The 17,069-nt window shown below is 55.6% G+C and carries 13 protein-coding genes; 8 read left to right on the top strand and 5 right to left on the bottom strand.

Annotated elements, in window-relative coordinates; genetic code table 11:
* Positions 1 to 9: 9 nt before the first annotated feature.
* The 4 genes from brxL to HFO99_RS19330 all read left to right on the top strand — a co-directional run bounded on the left by brxL (position 10) and on the right by HFO99_RS19330 (position 8,509).
* Entirely contained in the window at positions 10 to 2,157 is a 2,148-nt protein-coding gene (gene brxL, locus HFO99_RS19345; protein ID WP_222362946.1) for a BREX system Lon protease-like protein BrxL, read from the top strand.
* 431 nt (positions 2,158 to 2,588) lie between these two features.
* Positions 2,589 to 4,856, top strand: coding sequence for an ATP-dependent nuclease (locus tag HFO99_RS19340; RefSeq protein ID WP_222362944.1), 2,268 nt, complete (start codon positions 2,589 to 2,591; stop codon positions 4,854 to 4,856).
* A complete protein-coding gene (locus HFO99_RS19335) occupies positions 4,853 to 6,799 on the top strand; it encodes a UvrD-helicase domain-containing protein (RefSeq protein ID WP_222362942.1) in 1,947 nt (648 codons plus the stop codon). Before HFO99_RS19340 ends, HFO99_RS19335 begins: the two co-directional genes overlap by 4 nt.
* A 1,335-nt stretch (positions 6,800 to 8,134) precedes the next feature.
* Positions 8,135 to 8,509, top strand: a complete 375-nt coding sequence (locus HFO99_RS19330) for a hypothetical protein (protein ID WP_222362940.1) — start codon at positions 8,135 to 8,137, stop codon at positions 8,507 to 8,509.
* Positions 8,510 to 8,726: 217 nt separating this feature from the next.
* Here HFO99_RS19330 and HFO99_RS19325 read toward each other — a convergent pair whose 3' ends face one another.
* The 3 genes from HFO99_RS19325 to HFO99_RS19315 all read right to left on the bottom strand — a co-directional run bounded on the left by HFO99_RS19325 (position 8,727) and on the right by HFO99_RS19315 (position 10,688).
* Positions 8,727 to 9,272: a hypothetical protein gene (locus HFO99_RS19325; RefSeq protein WP_222362938.1), complete on the bottom strand. Its 546-nt coding sequence runs from the start codon at positions 9,270 to 9,272 to the stop codon at positions 8,727 to 8,729.
* A gap of 433 nt (positions 9,273 to 9,705) precedes the next feature.
* Positions 9,706 to 10,398: a thermonuclease family protein gene (locus HFO99_RS19320; protein ID WP_222362936.1), complete on the bottom strand. Its 693-nt coding sequence runs from the start codon at positions 10,396 to 10,398 to the stop codon at positions 9,706 to 9,708.
* Positions 10,399 to 10,466: 68 nt separating this feature from the next.
* The gene (locus HFO99_RS19315; protein WP_222362934.1) at positions 10,467 to 10,688 is read right to left on the bottom strand and encodes a hypothetical protein; all 222 of its coding nucleotides are present in this window, start codon (positions 10,686 to 10,688) and stop codon (positions 10,467 to 10,469) included.
* A gap of 228 nt (positions 10,689 to 10,916) precedes the next feature.
* On the opposite strand from HFO99_RS19315, the gene HFO99_RS19310 reads away from it, so the two are divergent.
* From HFO99_RS19310 to HFO99_RS19295, 4 genes are all read left to right on the top strand, one after another.
* Entirely contained in the window at positions 10,917 to 12,137 is a 1,221-nt protein-coding gene (locus tag HFO99_RS19310; RefSeq protein ID WP_261323234.1) for a coproporphyrinogen-III oxidase family protein, read from the top strand.
* Between the two features lie 40 nt (positions 12,138 to 12,177).
* Positions 12,178 to 12,810 (top strand): dTMP kinase, encoded by a 633-nt coding sequence (locus tag HFO99_RS19305; protein WP_222362930.1) that lies wholly within the window; start codon positions 12,178 to 12,180, stop codon positions 12,808 to 12,810.
* Between the two features lie 7 nt (positions 12,811 to 12,817).
* Positions 12,818 to 13,795, top strand: a complete 978-nt coding sequence (locus HFO99_RS33950) for a nucleotidyltransferase domain-containing protein (protein WP_409994938.1) — start codon at positions 12,818 to 12,820, stop codon at positions 13,793 to 13,795.
* 529 nt (positions 13,796 to 14,324) lie between these two features.
* On the top strand, positions 14,325 to 15,446 hold the full coding sequence (locus HFO99_RS19295) for an LLM class flavin-dependent oxidoreductase (protein WP_222362927.1): 1,122 nt from the start codon (positions 14,325 to 14,327) through the stop codon (positions 15,444 to 15,446).
* Positions 15,447 to 15,453: 7 nt separating this feature from the next.
* Here HFO99_RS19295 and HFO99_RS19290 read toward each other — a convergent pair whose 3' ends face one another.
* Positions 15,454 to 15,936, bottom strand: a complete 483-nt coding sequence (locus HFO99_RS19290) for a nucleoside-diphosphate kinase (protein ID WP_222362925.1) — start codon at positions 15,934 to 15,936, stop codon at positions 15,454 to 15,456.
* Between the two features lie 2 nt (positions 15,937 to 15,938).
* The gene (locus HFO99_RS19285) at positions 15,939 to 17,042 is read right to left on the bottom strand and encodes a DegT/DnrJ/EryC1/StrS family aminotransferase (RefSeq protein ID WP_222362923.1); all 1,104 of its coding nucleotides are present in this window, start codon (positions 17,040 to 17,042) and stop codon (positions 15,939 to 15,941) included.
* Between the last annotated feature and the right edge of the window lie 27 nt (positions 17,043 to 17,069).

The following is a 17,069-nucleotide window of genomic DNA, read 5'->3' as shown; positions in this document are numbered from 1 at the left end:
GACCGGCCCATGAGCGATCTCGATAGCAAGATCAACGAACACTTCGCGGGCTTCGTTGTCCGGAAAGATCTCGTGAAGGCCGTCAAGGGCAATGCCATCGTGCCGACCTACGTGCTGGAATATCTGCTGGGGCAGTATTGCGCGACGGACGACGAGGCGTCGATCCAGACGGGCATTGAAACGGTCAAGGACATCCTGCGCAAGCACTATGTTCACCGCAGCGAGGCCGGCCTGATCCAGTCCACCATCCGGGAGCGCAGCCGCTATAAGGTGATCGACCAGATCAGCGTTTCACTCAACGAGAAGACCGACAGCTATGAGGCGGTATTCGAGAACCTCGGGATCAAGAAAGTCGCCGTGGACAGCACCACGGTCAAGACACACCCGAAGCTGCTGGTGACCGGCGTCTGGTGCATCGCCGATGTGCTGTATGAATTTTCTGACGAGGCGCGGGTTTCGCCCTGGATCCTGGAAACGATCAAGCCGATCCAGATCGCCAAGGTGGACTATGAGCAGTATCGGGACTTACGCCGGTCCTTCTCCACGGACGAGTGGATCGATCTGCTCATGCAGAGCATCGGCTTCCGCCCTGAGGCCTTCGGGCGTCGGAGCAAGCTGCTGCAATTGCTGCGCCTCATTCCTTTCGTCGAGCGGAACTACAATCTGATTGAACTGGGCCCGAAGGGAACGGGTAAGTCTCACGTCTACTCGGAATTCTCTCCGCACGGCCAGTTGATTTCAGGCGGCGAGATTACGATCCCCAAGCTCTTCGTGAACAACTCGAACGGCCGTATCGGCCTCGTCGGCTACTGGGATGTGGTTGCTTTCGACGAGTTCGCTGGACGTGAAAAGACCGCGAACAAGGCGCTGGTCGACATCATGAAGAACTACATGGCCAACAAGACATTCTCCCGTGGGGTGAACCCCATGGGAGCAGAGGCCAGCTTCTCCTTCGTCGGCAATACGGACCATAACGTCCCCTATATGCTGAAGAACAGCGATCTCTTCGAGGCATTGCCCAGCCAGTTCCATGACTCGGCTTTCATCGACCGCTTGCATGCCTATCTGCCAGGCTGGGAGATCGACGTCATCCGCGGCGAAATGTTCACGGCGGGCTACGGCTTTATCGTCGACTACCTCGCCGAAATCCTGCGCCATCTGCGATCCGAAGACTTCTCCAATCGCGTTCAGCACTATTTCAAGATCAGCGAAAATATCTCAGAGCGGGATCGCACAGCGATCTCCAAGACCATGTCAGGGCTCCTCAAGCTGATCTTTCCGGATGGCAGCCAAACAGAGGCTGAAGTCGAAGAGCTGCTGCGCCTAGCCATGGAAAGCCGCAAGCGAGTTAAGGACCAGCTCGCACGTATAGACAGCACCTATCCGGAAGTTGATTTTCACTACATTGGCGTCGACGGCGTAAAGCGCGGCGTGACCACCGTGGAGGAAGAAGAGTATCCGCAGTTCTACCACACGAAAGGCGCCGATGGTGGCGATGCGCAGGAAGATACCTTGCTCGATGTCCCTGTCGCGCCGCTTTCGATTGAGCGGAAAGAGGGGGCGCCCCCTCCCGTTCTAGTGACGGCTCACCCAGCAGCTCAAAGTTCCATCGCACTTGCGGAGGGCCATTTCGTCTATGCCGAAAACCGCAAGGGCGTCAGCTATGACAAGCTCTTTGGTCCCTATGTTGACGGAGCCTCTCTTGTCGTCGTGACCGATCCGTACATTCGGTTCTTCTATCAGATCCGGAATATGATGGAATTCGTGGAGATGCTGGTCCGCCGCAAGCGCCCCGAGGATCAGCTACGGGTTCATCTGGTTACGGCGCCAGACGATGGCAATCTGTCGCGTCAAAGAGAGCTTCTCGATTCTATCAAGGCAGCCTGCACTGGCTCCGGAGTAGAATTTAGCTGGGCCCTCGACACGTCTGGAACAGCTCATGCTCGCGATATCGTCACTGATACCGGGTGGAAAATCGTACTTGATCGCGGGCTCGACATTTTTCAGCCACCGATCAAGACGGAAGGCTTTTCACTTGGCGATCGCTTACAGGACCACCGGGTGATCAAGGGGTTCTATGTGACCTATGTGAAGGTACGGGATGATAATGCGGACTCGATCGGCCAGCAGGCGACTGGGGCAGCTCGTAGCGGGTGATCGCGTTGGGGCCGTAACCTGTTAGTCGGCTTTTGGTGACGCGCCGGCTAAAGCAGGCATTCGTCGCGTGGCCAGATCTTCGCCCAAGCGGTCGCGCGTGTGTTTTTTTGCTAGAAGCCGAAACTTGGTCGAACAACGTGGCCGGCGGCTCCGTGACCGACGGTTGGTGGCGCATTGGAGGTGTTGGCTCGACAAATATGCCCTCGGCAATTCTTTCACCGGCGCTAATGCGGTTGGCGTTTTTCCGAGCCTCTAATTGGCGCGGAAGAGCAAGATACTGCGCTGGATGCATGTCGTCGAGCGTTGCGCACCGCCCACGTCATTCCAGTTGGAAAGGGTCATTCTTCTTTTGTAATTCAAGAATACTCTTGGACGAATCTGGTTGCATTAAGCTAGATGGTGCTACCACGTGTATTAGCTGAGCCGCACCGATGCATCTCCATTCCTATCGCCTGAAAAATTACCGTCGCCTGCGAGACGTACATATCGAACTGGCATCCGATATCTCTATCTTCGTCGGGTCGAACAACAGTGGGAAAACGTCTGCTACGCAGGCGATCATCATGTTCCTGTCAGGCGCGAAGGACAGATTCACGCTGTTCGATTTCAGCTCTCATACCTGGCAGCAGCTCAATGAGATCGAGGCGGCCGATCCTTCTTGGGACTCGTCGGCGGAACTGCCGAAGATCAGCCTGGATCTCTGGTTCGAGGTGAACGCGGCGGACCTGTATCTGGTCATGCCGATCCTTCCAAGCTCAGCTTGGGAGGGCAACATGGTAGGGATGCGCATAGAGTTGGCGGCACGGTCGCCCTCGGAGCTCCTGCAACGGTTCCGCCAAAGGAAGGCCGCCGCCGTCGAAAGGGCGGACGCGCTGCCCGGCGGTCCGGGCGACTACAAGCCATGGCCGAAGTCGCTTGCCGATTATCTCGAGAAGGAACTGCACAACGAGTACGAGTTTCGCTACTTCGTCCTGGACAGGGCCAGGTTCAATCCCGCCTTGGTGGAGGAAGCAGGATACGAGCCCGCTGCGCTAGCTGCGGAGTCGAGCGGGGCCGCAGTTTTGCGATCGCTCATACGTGTAGACTGCCTGAACGCCCAGCGCCATCTGGCGGATCCTGCCTCACGTTCGGAAGGCGGGGCGGGACGTTCAGAGGATCTCTCTCGGAGACTTAGTCGGTTTTACGAGCGCAACCTGGTTCAGAGGGAAGAGGACCACACCGCACTCAGGGCGCTTTTCAATTCTGAGGCCGGCCTTAACGACCACCTCAAGGATGTATTCAAAGAAACTTTGGACCGGATCGCTACCCTCGGCTACCCCGGCCTCAACAATACGCGTCTTGAGATAAAGTCGGCGCTCAACCCCGCTTCCGTAATGAGCCAAGACGCCAGGATACACTACGTACTCGGCGACGGCGACGACGCTACCCGATTGCCAGACAGCTACAACGGTCTCGGATTCAAGAACTTGATCTACATGGTAGTCGAAATCCTCGACCTCCACGAGAAGTGGAAAGCCGACGAGGAGAAGCGGTCGCCCCTGCATCTGGTCTTCATAGAGGAACCGGAAGCTCACCTGCACACGCAGTTGCAACAGGTGTTCATCCGGAATGTCCTCAGTCTTGTCGAGGAGAAGGACGAGACAGCGTTCGCCAGCCAGGTCGTCGTCACGACCCACTCTCCCCACATCCTATATGAGCGGGGTTTTGCTCCGATCCGTTACTTTCGTCGGCACGCAGAGGGCGAGCAGACCACGCAGGTGCTGAATCTTTCGTCGTTCCAAGTAGGTGACGCGCCAAAGGACCGGGACTTTCTACAGAGATATCTCAAGCTCACGCATTGCGATCTGTTCTTCGCAGACGCTGCGATCCTGGTCGAAGGCAACGTCGAACGCCTTCTGCTTCCTCTCATGATCGAGCGTGAGGCGCACACTCTACGGTCCGCCTCCCTTTGTATTCTCGAGGTCAGTGGCGCCTTCGGCCATCGTTTCAAAGAGCTGATCGAATTTCTCGGTATCACGACCTTGATCGTGACGGACATTGACAGCGTCACGGCAAGACCGGCCCCGGAGCCAGTAGATGAACATTCGGACGAAGAGGAAGAAGAGCTGGAATTCGAGGTTCCTGGCGATGCTGCAGGTGAACCTGCCAAGAAACGTTACGGCAAGGCATGCCTGCCTTCGGTTGATGGCGCAGAAACGTCCAACCAGACCTTAATCAAGTGGCTGCCCAAGAAGCGGCTTATCACCGAGTTGTTGGTTGCAGAGGATTCAGAAAAGACCGCGGAGATCGCGGGCTCAGAACCGGCGAAGGTATTTGTAGCATACCAGGTCGCCACCGACGTTAGTTGGCGGGGAGCGACGACCTACGTCTGCGGGCGAACGCTGGAAGAGGCCTTCGGCCTAGAAAATGCCGAATGGTGTCAGTCGGAGGACCACAAGGGTGTCGGTCTGAAGCTCAAGAAGGCCCCGTCCGATGTCGCGGCTTTGGCAGGCGGCCTGCACAAGCGAGTAGGCGGAAAGCACTTCGACAAGACCAAGTTCGCGCTGGAGGTCATGGCCTCCGGCGGCGGGGGGTGGGTCACTCCCAAATACATCAAGGACGGACTGGTCTGGCTTGCCGGACAAGTCGCACTGGAAGTCGCGCAGGAAGCGGAGGCGATAGTTGGGGCGGTCGATGTTTTCGAGGAGGCTGCAGAATGAGTGGCGGCCGTATCGACAAACCCGACACGGAGGCGGACAAGCTTCTTAAGGCATGTCTCACCGGCAAGGCAAAACGTAGCTTCATCATGGTGGCCGGCGCCGGATCGGGTAAGACCACCTCGTTGGTGAAAGCACTAGCAACCGCCATCCAGGTGCATGGGCAGGAGCTTAAACGCCGCCGGAGGCGAATCGCTTGTATCACCTATACCGAAATCGCGGCCGGTGAGATCTGGGCTGACGTCGGCAACAACCCTCTTCTGCATGTCTCCACCATCCACAGTTTCTTGTGGTCCATCACGAGGTCGTTCCAGGCGGACATCAAAGCTTGGGTGCTGCAGCGTATCGCGGAACGGATCCTAGAACTGGAGGAGACGGCGGCCAATTTCGGCCCCCGTGTTCAACAGCGGACGCGAGTAAAAAACCAGAGCGACATCGACAGGTATAGGGCCAATATTCCTGCCGTCGAAAAGGTCACAACCTTCCGCTATGGTACCGGAAGCGACTACCCGAGGGGCGTACTCGGCCATGACGATATCATCCGTATGGCCACCTACTTTATGTCGAACCGCCCGCTCTTCCGGACGCTCGTAGCTCAGCAGTTCCCGATTGTCTTCGTGGACGAGAGCCAAGACACACAACCTGTCGTCGTGGAGGCCCTCAAGGCTGTTGCCCATCAAGCCGGATCGGACTTCTGTCTGGGTTTCTTCGGCGATCCCATGCAGCGCATCTACGCCACAGGCATCGGCGACATCGTAGCGGAAGAGAACTGGGAGGAGATCGCCAAGGAAGAGAACTTCAGGTGCCCGACCAAGGTACTCTCCGTCGCCAACGCCATCAGGCGCGACGGCGACGACCTCATACAGACGGGAGGGCGCATCGCACCGGACCCGGCTGACGGCGCGCCCAGATCAGTCGAGGGATCGGCATGGATATTCATTCTGCCCGGCGATGACAGGCGCGATGAGAAAATGGCGGCGGTCCGGCGCTTGGTATCCGAACAGGTCGGCGATCCCATATGGGCTGGCGGTGCGGATGCCGATATCAAGCTATTGGTGATCGTCCATCGTATGGCCGCGAACAGGTTGGGTTTCGGAGAGCTGTATGCCGCAATGAACGATAAGGCGCCGAGCGCTTTCAGAGATGGCTTCATGGAGGCGACTTCTTGGCCGCTCAAGCCCTTCGTCTCCTTTATCCTGCCTATCGTCGAAGCGATGAAGACAGGCAACGAATTCGAGGCGATGTCGTTGTTGCGCAAGTCGTGTCCCAAGTTGCAACCGGATGTGGCCGCGAAGTCGAACGTCGCCGAAATTCTCGCCTCGGTGAGGACCGCCGTACTGACCTTGGTGCAACTGATGTCGGACGAAAAAACCACCGTCCGGGATGTTCTGCTACATATCGCCGAGAACCGGCTGATGTTGCTTGACCCGAAGATCGCCGCATTCATCGGACAGCCGCTTCTTGAACAGAAAGTGGCAGCGGCCGACGAGGATGGGGAGGAAACAGAGGATGCCGATAAGGAGGAGGTGTCCTTGGAAGTGGACGCCATGGATCGTTTCCTTGCGTGTCCGGCGAACCAGTTCATCGGATACCGGGACTATATCCGGCAGTCGTCACCTTTTTCGACACAGCAGGGTATCAAGGGTGCCGAGTTCGAACGCGTGCTGGTCGTTCTCGACGACGACGAGGGAACCCATGTGCAGTTCTCATATGATAAGTACTTTGGCGTGAAACCGCTGTCCAAGCGCGATAATGAGAACATTGCCGAGGGCAAGGAAACGGCGGTGGATCGGACTAGGCGCCTGTTCTACGTCTGCTGCACGAGAGCGCTGAAGGATTTGGTGGTAGTCTATTTTACCGACGATCCCGAAACGGCGGAGTGTCGAGTCCGCGATGCAGGCATCTTCCCTAATGAAGCCATCTTCACGGAGGACGCGCTCGGTTAAGGCCGGTTTCGGACAGATCAGACGCAGGCTCGGGCCGAAGCAGGTCGCAGCTTCTACAATTGTTTGCTGATGGACTGAACGGCAGAAATGAGGGCGCAAAGCTGAAGTCACTTCCGCAGTTGCCCCAATAAGAAACCATGTTCAGGCAAGATTTCCGCGGGACATCGGTCCAGCTATTCTGGGGGGATCCGACCCGGCAAGGCAAGCTCGATCCGCTCGGCGATTCTTGCATCCGCACATCCGGTCGTTCCAAATGCCTAGCTGTTCTAGGTGCTGTGCCGTGAAGTAGACGTATTGCGCCATCGACCCGATCATCCCGACCGTCTGGGCGGTCGAGCCTCGACCATGTGGTTTCGCCGCTGATCACAAGGCTCGGTCGCCTCGAGCTATACCATTGAAACTAGCCGTTCTGATAGGATCTGACCATCCCACACTGCCATGGAGAGCAAGGGCCTCGTCATGAGGATGCCGATAAACGTTGGACGCACCGTAAGAGATTAAATAACTCGCTCGTCCAATTGGAGCAGGCGGCCTTGAAAATGCGCTATGAGCGCGTCCTCCGTGATGGGTAGCCACTAGCCCGTCGACATGCAATGTACCAAACGGCAGGCTGTTATAGTCCGCATCCCCTGCCAGCAATATATTTCGTCCATCAAGAAGCGAGGCGAGCAGTGCCAGACCCGTACCGTTTCTGCCCAAGCCCGTGCATTCTCCAACGTCACCGACATCAAATGACGCAGATCCACCGTTCCACACGTATAGACGCCGGGCGGTCGCCAAACCTCTGGCTAGCGACGCGGCTGCCGGTCCAAGGATCTGGTCAGGCACTATCCATCTACACCGCCAAAGCGAGGGGATTTGAAACGCAGCGTGGAAATGGTCCCAATCCCAATGCGAGAGAAGGATTGGCACGCGTGTGTCCAGGTCTACGGCAAAAGGTGCCGTCCTTGCGCCCTTCGCATTGAAGGCCGTAGGAGAGCCGACGTCAAAGTGAAGACAAGGTTGCCCGTATCTCAGTAGCGTCGTGAAGCTCCCTTGCCCAACATCATGTATGAGCACCTTGTCGGACTGTGGAACGCGCGCCAGCACATCTTGAGCACTTAACCGAGACACACGCTGCGGTATGCGGCAGACAGCGGCGATTGCTGACGGCAGCGTGAGGGCGGGCACGGAAGCAGCACCCAGCGACGACGGACGAGGCGCGGGATCGATGCTGGAAACGAGCCGTTCGGCTTTGACTATCCGCCCCTTTGAGAATGCGGTGAAACCGAAAGGAGTGCGCCCGGCAAACCAGGCACGCATCCCCCCTGCCGATTGATTGGGATCCAGCTTCAGGTGAAACCAAAATCCCGGTTGCACATCGACAATGTCGTTAGCGAACTCGGCGAATTTGGTTGGTGTCGTGGTGAGGCGAAGCAACCCGAAGTTGGTGCTGTACTCGGCTGCCCCGCTTTCAATCCAGTCGGCAGCACGATCACCAGCATCCGCGGTCACAGTGTCGAGCTCGATCACCGATCGGGCAAGCGGTCCGGCGCCGATCTGATCTATCCGACTGACTCTGGCAAATACATGTCGTTCTGGGAAAACACCCAAGCCAAAAAAGAGAAAAAAGAAGTCGGCCTCCTGAAAGCTAAAATCGCACTCTGGAGCAGGACATTAAGACAAGCTTCTAAAGAAAATCTGACCTCCCGGCCGATCTCGTATGCTTAGCTGGTCAATGGGTCCAGCGGTTTCGCATGAGAGGTCACGCCTTGAGGTTCTCGGGGCGAATACACGGCTAAAATCTGCTGTCGACGCGAAGGCGACAAGTCCCTTGGTCAAGACGATGTCTGCTTTCAGGCAGGCGCGAGGAAGCGATCTGTGGCTGACTTGACCGCGCGCTTGAGACCTGAAAAGCACTTTGCGGAATAAAAGGTGGAGCAACATCTCAAGCGGGAACGCTGAACAACGATGACACCTCTGGACAACAGCCTATCGGCTCGTAACACGCTCCAAGAACTTTGGTATTGTCCGGCCGATAACATTTCTTGTGCCCGATTCGCTCAGCCACCAAAGCTGGTCTGCTTTCTTTGGATCTGAGCAAGTTCCTGCTCGTCCGGGTCGCTTCCGTACATTTTCCGGATCCGGCTCTCAAGCCATCTACTGGGCTGGAATAACCACCATAGCTACAAATGCTGGCTGAACTGAGAGAACCAAGTTCGAGAACGACTTCCTTCTGAGTGTTTCCATACTTGCCAGCGCCATTGTAGAAGTATTCGATCTCCTGCCCGTATAAAGCGACGGCTTTCTGAAATTCTGGCTCATCGTACAGCCGCTCCAGATTTGCCACTACGGAACCTGCAGGCGGTTTCATGGCGAGCATGATTGAACGGTCTTGGTCGCCCCACGCCACGCCGCCTTTAAAGGCCTTCGCCACCTCTAACGAAGTCGTCCACGAAGCGATTGTTTCCGGCAACTTGTCATCGATGAGCACCTGGAAGGTTCGGTCCTTCTGATGGCATTCCTGTCTGAAGCATAACGCAATTTCGCGTCGAATCCTATGTGACTTGCTCCAGATCTTGCGGATGCCTGGAGCTCTGTAAAAGACGGCTGGGAACCTTAACTCGACCTCCCTCAAGACAAGCCGTGACCAACGACAGTGTTGGGCCGCGAGCGGGCCGGCAGCTTGCAGCCGCAGTCGAGGAAACGCACATTGGGAGAGGCAGATCGATGTTCTTGACGTGATCCCTTTAAGCGATCCTGTGACCGCGTATGTCGGAAAGCTGTTGACGCGCTGAAAGCACATGAGACGGCAGACCGTTGTCACGGAACGATTATTTGTGCGAGAAGACGCATTTGAACCCACTGCGAAAGTAGCTTGTATATTCGGCGCGCGACGCAGCGACCGCTCCTGCTACTAATAGCGCTTAGCGGCCCACAGGCCAGTTTTCGGCACCGTCGCACTTGCCGGCATCCCAGCATTGACGGCGCCAGTCATTCGGCGAAATCTGGTCAGGCAGGCCCCAGGCACCGCGCTTGCCCGCTTTTGCCTCATCTTCGGCCTTTTTGCTTTCCGGGTCCCGCACCCAAATAGCCTTGGACGGCAGCCAACCCCATCCGCTCTTGATTTGTTCAAGATTCAGATTAACGGTTCCCCTGAATACATGGCAGGCAAAGCGCCCGTACATATCAGGTTCATAGCATTCGACCCGCACTTGGTCGCCGACGGAAACGAGCTGCAGCAAGGCTTCCGTTGCCGCCCGTCCACCCGCCTGCCCCGGCCTAAAGGGGCTGCCATTGCAGGCACAGTCATTGTCAACGTACGGCTTGTGAGAAACCTCCGGCGTATCGATATCCGAGAACCGGATCACGAATCTTGCCTTCCCTTTGCCGATGATGTCGATGGTGTCCCCGTCGTCGATCGATTTCACCGTTCCCGTCATTGTGAAATTTACGAGATCTTCTCGTGAGGCGGGTGCAACGGCGAGGAGGTCTTCTCCAGACCGCTCAATTCCCAGGCCTTCCTCGGGACGCGACTTCATCCACTCGAATGAATTCTCCGCATAAGTATTCTGAGTCAGACAAAGTCCTGTCAGGCCAAATAACCATGCGTAACGCATTGCGGGCCTCCTACGTTTTACGTTGCCCGGTAGCCCCCTCAGCCGTTTCGGCAGCAGGCCAATCCTTGCTACTTGCCTGAGAGGATCTTGAAGTTCCCTTGCATCAACGCGCGCTCGGAGCCGTTAGGATCTTCCAAAACCGTTACAGCGAGAATCTTCGATTGGTCGCCCGCCAAGTCGCCGAGCATAGCGTGACGCACTTGTGCCAACTGATCATCGGTCGGCTCGGGCAATCCAGCTATCTGGGCATAGGCACGGATAGCTGCGTAGGCGTGGTTGTGAGCTGCCATTTCAATATCCCCTACACTTGACGTTTGATCCGTTTCGAGTCCTCATTAGGTATTACAGCAGTATAAATTCAAACCAACAGTGAAGTGAAGGGGAGTATCTTGCTTTTTCCCGCTCTTGTCGAGTCTCACACCTCACGTCATACCGTTTCTGAGTTGATAACTGCTGGCCACTGGCCAGGTTACTTCCATGGCTATCCGCACAAACGAGCGTATCGTCCACTGGATGGAATGCGCCTATTAGATGCGTGGAAACCCGCGAGTGGTGGACCGCTAAATATTTACGTACACATACCTTTTTGCACTCAGCGCTGCTCGTTCTGCAACCTCTTCCTTATCCCTGTAAATGCAGAAGCGTCACAAGACTTCATCGGGGCCTACGTAAATCGCCTTACTGACGACATCGCTTTCGCTGCGACAGCCGTTGCGCCTACAGCGGTAACTTCAGTCTACTTCGGTGGTGGCACTCCCTCTATGCTCTCGCTTAGTCTGATGGAGAGCATCTTCGGAGCGCTTCGCACTGCGTTTCCGACTTGGCAGGATGCGGAGCCCTGCGTGGAGTGTGGCCCCGAGACGATCGATAAATCGTACTTGCAGGGTTTGCGATCGTTTGGTGTCGAACGCATTAGCATAGGCGTCCAGAGCCTGCGCCCAGCAGCGCTCAGGCATATGGCACGGCGTTACACTGCAGATGACGTCGAACGGATCATCGCAGATACGCAGGACCTGAAGATGGAGATCAACGCGGATCTCATCTACGGCCTTCCCGAGACGACGACTGATGACTTCCTCGAAGACCTTCTCCGACTAATAGAACTTGGCGTCGACAACGTCTCTATCTACCCGTTGGCGGTCCGCGAGAAGACTCGCTACCAGAACCTCCCTAGTGCCCATTTGCGAAAGTACGAGATGTGGCGGCTCGCAGATCAAGTACTGGCGGCGAGAGACTTTGTTCGCGAAACCTATGTACGATATCGTAGAAAGGCGTCAAAGACGACCTATCGCCAGCAAAAGCTCGAGTTCGCCGGCGTACCAACGCTCGGGCTGGGTTCCGGTGCGAGAAGTTATGCCCCGCGTCTGGACTACGCGCAAGAATACGTCGTAAGCGGTCGAGCATCAAAGGGCATCATTGCCGACTATATCGGCTCGACACCGGATACCCGGACCTATGTCGGCTTCAGGTTCTCAGATGGCGAAATTGCTCGCCGAGCGGTCATTTTGGGTCTGCTTGCGGGCGGTGTGAATCTCCCTCGTCTGCGTGCGGATACGAGTAGCGAGATTTGGGAGGAATTCTCTTCAGCCTTCGACGAGTTACAAGGGAACGAACTCATCGACTCGTGCGGCGAAACCGTCTTCTTGACCACACGGGGACGCCAATACTCGGATATCGCCGTTTCTCGTTTCGAGAGCCTGGAGGTGCTGTCCAGCAGATCGGAATTCCATGTCCGCTAGTTTAGTGCGCCGGGGCGGGATTCTCGGTCACCGATTGAGAATGGCGCAGCACGGGGCGCCAGGACGCCTGCTGGCTTTTACCGGGAACGATGGCTCGGGCAAGACGACGCTGCTGGAGCATTGTGCGGCTCTGCTGGCTCGCGAGGGCAAGGAGACTCTCGTGGTCGCAATGCCTAGCCGAGAGATCCGCGCAATGTCGCTTTTTCGTGACTTCCACGACGCTCCCACCGAGACAATCCGGTCACACGAGATCCGACTGGCACTCACCCTGATCGCATCAGGTGACCGGCTACGCTTGCTGCATCTCGTCGTCTTGCCGGCATTGCAGCGGGGATGTTGGGTGCTTTGCGATCGCTATGCCTATACCGGTTTGGTCAGGTGTCCCGACAGCATCATTCACGATGTGACCAATCGCTTCGTGGCGCCCGATCTGGTCTTCCTCGCGAGTTGCCCTGTCAATATCTGCGAGCAACGCGTGCGTTCGCGTCCCGATGAAGCGACCCGCTTTTATGATCATGATGAGGAGGAGCGTGTTCGGGATAACTACCTGGCCCTTGCTCGAGCCAATAAATTCTGCGTGGTCGATACGTCGCAGCCGATCTCAGACTGCTACTTCCTCGTCGAGGAGCGTCTAGGTAGGGTCGGGGTCGGACCGAGGTTGCCAACTAGATAGGTCTTGTATGCTTCCGACGCACACCGAAATCGCTGGTTGGTACTCCTCACTACGGGCCCGGTCGTCGGGGTTGATCGACCAGAGGATGAACGCCGCAGCTAACGCCTTGGAGGTTTCGTTTCCAGGGTGTGAGGATGCTTATGTCGTTGGGTCGACGGCACGGGGTTGGTTCCTCGGGACCAGTGACGTCGACGTCGTCGCAATTACCGAGGATGAAGGAGAGGAAGTCACAACGACCTCAGACGGACTGACGGTAAGCATAACTCGGATGCGACGAAGCGATGTCATGGACAGACTCCAACCCGGCTCAGCGACTCCGAGCACTCTCCGACTTGCTTCCAGTCTGTCCGCGGCACTGCCTCTTCGGCAGACTGAGGCAACGCCGTTCTTCCTAGGCGCGAACAAGGCTTTGAGACCGGATCCTGCTCTCGTTCATTGGTACCTCGAAGTCCGCAACGCGTGGACCGCGGCTCGCCGGCACGGTCAACGCAGGCTAAGCCGCATAGAAGTAAGTCGAATGCTCCAGATCAACATTTTCCTAGTCCTGCTCTGTAGTCCGTTCAGAGTCATCAAACACCGTTGGAATTTGATGTGCCTGCGGCAACTGGATCCCGTCTTCTTCGATGCTATCGCGTATGCATACAACCTCTTGGCAGTGCCAGATCAAGGGTCAGCCATCAGCCACCTCGCGTCGTCCTTGAGACGGGAGGGACACCTGACGTCGTTTCACGAGAGAGCACTCGCCGAGGCACTGCAGGACGCCCAACTTGCGGAAGCCCACCAGATCCTCCTACCACCGCAAACGGCCAGTTATGTGCTCACTTTGGCGTTTTGCCTTGTAGCGAGCGCATCCGAAAAGAATCGGATGATAGCGGAGACGGCCCATGAAGACTTCGTCGACAAGTCGGTACTCGAGGTCCTGCGTACGTGCAGTGATCGGGCCGACCAACTGATAGTTTGGGACGTCGGGAATCCACCCCGCTAAATATAGCTCTCGACCGCCGACGAAATCCCGTTCCGCGCGGGAGCCAAGGCCTTGGCTTAGGAGAGACAGACCTTGCGCGGACAACATTTTTCCATTTCGGGACACGGCAGCGGCGGCGCCAGCATCTGGTCAAGCTCATCGATTAGCGGTAGCCGGTGTTCTGCTTCCACGTTGTCCTCGCCGCCCTAATCTGTGATCGCCTTTCCACGGACAAGCAACGTGGGTTTCTCCATGGAGACTACATTGGAGTTTCTCACCACCAGAAAGTCTGGACGTGAGGCTCCCCGGCAAATGGCCGGACGAGGTTAAGGCGCAGATCGTTTCGGAGAGCCTTCAGCCTGGTGCGATCGTCTGCTTTTCGAATGAAACATCGCATGGCAACGGCAGATTGGGATGCAAGGCGGAGAAACGCGCGGAGACATGTATCGGTCAACGCCCAACATTTAAAAGTTGTACTGATGGCTCTAAGGAGCGAAGTTACACACGCATCCAGATTGTAGCAATAAATTGTCGGGCAAGGTGTGGTTAAATGAAATTTTGCTATTTCAATCATATGCCCTGGCGTCACATGACCCAACCTTGTGGGGTGTGGCCATACGAGCGCTCTCAATACGATGCGATTGTCGGTCATGAAGAATTTACAAACTTCTTCGAGCAAGTGACGCTGGCCGAAGAAAGCGGTTTTGACTGGGTGGCATTTGGCGAAGAGCATTCAACACCGTTTGGTGTTCTTCCCAACTCTTCGCTAGCCTGCGCGATAGCTGCCAGAATTACCAAGCGCGTTCGGATTGCTGCACTGGGCTATCCAGTCCCGCTCCTCAATCCGCTTCGGCTTGCTGAGGAGTGCGCTTGGCTCGACGTGATGAGCGCTGGTCGTCTCGAAGTTGGCTTACTTCGAGGCGTACCACAAAGCTACGTGACGTATAACATCGATCCAAGCAAATCGTGGGCACGATTTGAACAGGGCGTGGAGTTGGTCATGAAGGCATGGATGTCGGATGACAGCTTTTCTTGGAGCTCCAGCGAGTTTGAATTTCCTACTGTTGCAGTTTGGCCGCGTTGCCTTCAAAAGCCACACCCTCCTATTTTATTCTCTGCGGGTAGCGAGCGGTCGCTGAAATTGGCGGCAACAATTGGAGCGAGAGTAGGGCAAGTCCATCTGGTAAAATTGGGCGCGGTTGAAGAAGCCGCCACCGCGTTCGCAAATTTCAGGCGTTTCTGGCGGGAGGCCGGGCGCCTCTATCGCAATGACGATACTTTGCTAGGTCTATATGCCTGCATTGCGGATTCAAGATCCGAGGCGCGGGATTTGCTAAACGACGCTTTCGAGTATATGCGCAAATACTTGTCCGGGGCATTCCGGAGTCAAAAACAGAAAATATTTACCGAAACAGGTTATGCCGAAGATGCAAGGTCCGCAGACAAAAGCTTCGTGCCGGGCGAGGAACTAACCATTGAACAGCGCATTGAAGCCGGCCTTGTAATATGCGGAACTCCGGCCGAGGCGTGTGACCAGATAGCTCGACTAAAAGAACTTGCTGATCCCGGTATACTGAGTTTGCACTTTCAGGTGGGGAATATGGCGCACAAAGCAGTATGCAAGAGTATAGCCCACACGGGAAAGTATATAATACCAGCTTTCAGAAATTAGCCTTCGGTTAAGCCCTTTGCCGCCAGCCAGTTTCGCTAAGAAACATCCCGTCCAACCTCTGATACTCACATATATCGCTGCCGAAGAACATTGATATCTGCGTCTCCGCCTCCTCATATGTAGCGGCTCTGTGTATTACGTCCGCCCCCGTCCACATGGAGTACTTTCCGCGGATCGTATAAGCAGGATTTTCTTCTGATTTTTTTTCTGGCCCGGCTAATTCGAAAGCGCGCTTTATTGCATTTCGCCCTTCCAAGACGAATGCAACACATGGGGCGCATTGCATGCTGCTTTTGACTTGATCGTGAAAAGCCCTTTCAGGCAAGAATGGATATAGGCCGTATAGCAACTCATCATTTAGAAAAAGCATCCGCATGGCACTAATACGGAAGCCCTTCTGCTCAAACTCATTCAATATTACGCCTATAAGCGCACGCAAAATGGCGTCGGGCTTCAACAATAGAAACGTCCGCTGGATTTCTGTGCTCACTGTCAACGCTCCGCCTGGGCAACCGTAAGAGCTAAAACGTCTGCAACTCGAGCTACTAGCCGCTCATTCATTGAAACATGACATGGCAACGGAAGTGTACCGGAAACAAGACGCTCAGCATTCGGACATGTACGAGAATAACGTTGGAAGATCGCGCGTTTATAGGCTACATCATAGCCATACTTAACGAAATCGCTTTCAATTCCTTCTTCATGATGAAGGCGCCTTAGTAGAGGCACGTCGTAGCGCGCCGGGTCTGCGGTCAATACTAAGCTGTAGCAATTTTGAATGCCGCCAGCCGCGAATGAAATCTCTCTAAATGGGAGATGCGATATTGAGCTAATTATCTTCTCGGCGGATGCGCGCTTTTTACTGATCACCGATCGCAACTTTCTGAGCTGTATAGTGCCGTAGGCCGCGCACAATCCGCTCAGCTTATAGTTCCATCCGAAATGGAAGCCATCCAAACCGCCTAGCCTGGTGATAGACCGCAATCTCTCATAAATCGCTGCATCGTTTGTAAGGATGAACCCTCCTTCACCGGTTGAAAGCGGTTTATTGTCATGTGTACTAAAGCAACCTATATCTCCTACTGTTCCGACAAAACGCTTGCCATATTGCGATCCATGAGCCTGCGCAGCGTCTTCTACAACTTTTATTCCGAAGGACCTAACTTCTTCGAAAAGATCAATTTGGTCAAATGGATAACCCCACAGGGGAACTGATAGAAACGCCACCGTGTGTGGCGTTATTATCTTTCTCAGGTCTGAAATTGAGGTGCCAAAGTCAGTTGGATTCGTATCAACGAACACCGGCGTTGCACCCGCGGCCAATACAGGCAACACGGTGGGAATTGGTGCAATTGCGGGCACAATAACTTCTTTGCCTGGCCCCGCTCCGGCAATGTGTAGCGCGGCGTAAAGGGCAGCCGATCCAGAGGAAACGCTAACCGCGTATTTTGCGCCGAACCATATGGAAAGCTCCTTTTCGTATTCTTCAACAACTTCACTTGTACCACTCAATTTTCCGCCTAGGTATTTGGCCAATTGAATGGCGTCGTCTGGTGATCTGTTTGTTTCACGGATTGGAAAAAAGGGGGACGGCATGTTCGGTACACTCCCGCAAGCGCGATT

Origin of the sequence: Rhizobium leguminosarum, from assembly GCF_019798305.1 — a bacterium.
In the GTDB taxonomy this organism is placed as follows: domain Bacteria; phylum Pseudomonadota; class Alphaproteobacteria; order Rhizobiales; family Rhizobiaceae; genus Rhizobium; species Rhizobium leguminosarum_U.
Note: the sequence above shows the minus strand (reverse complement) of the source record. Positions and strands in the feature narration are given on the sequence as shown.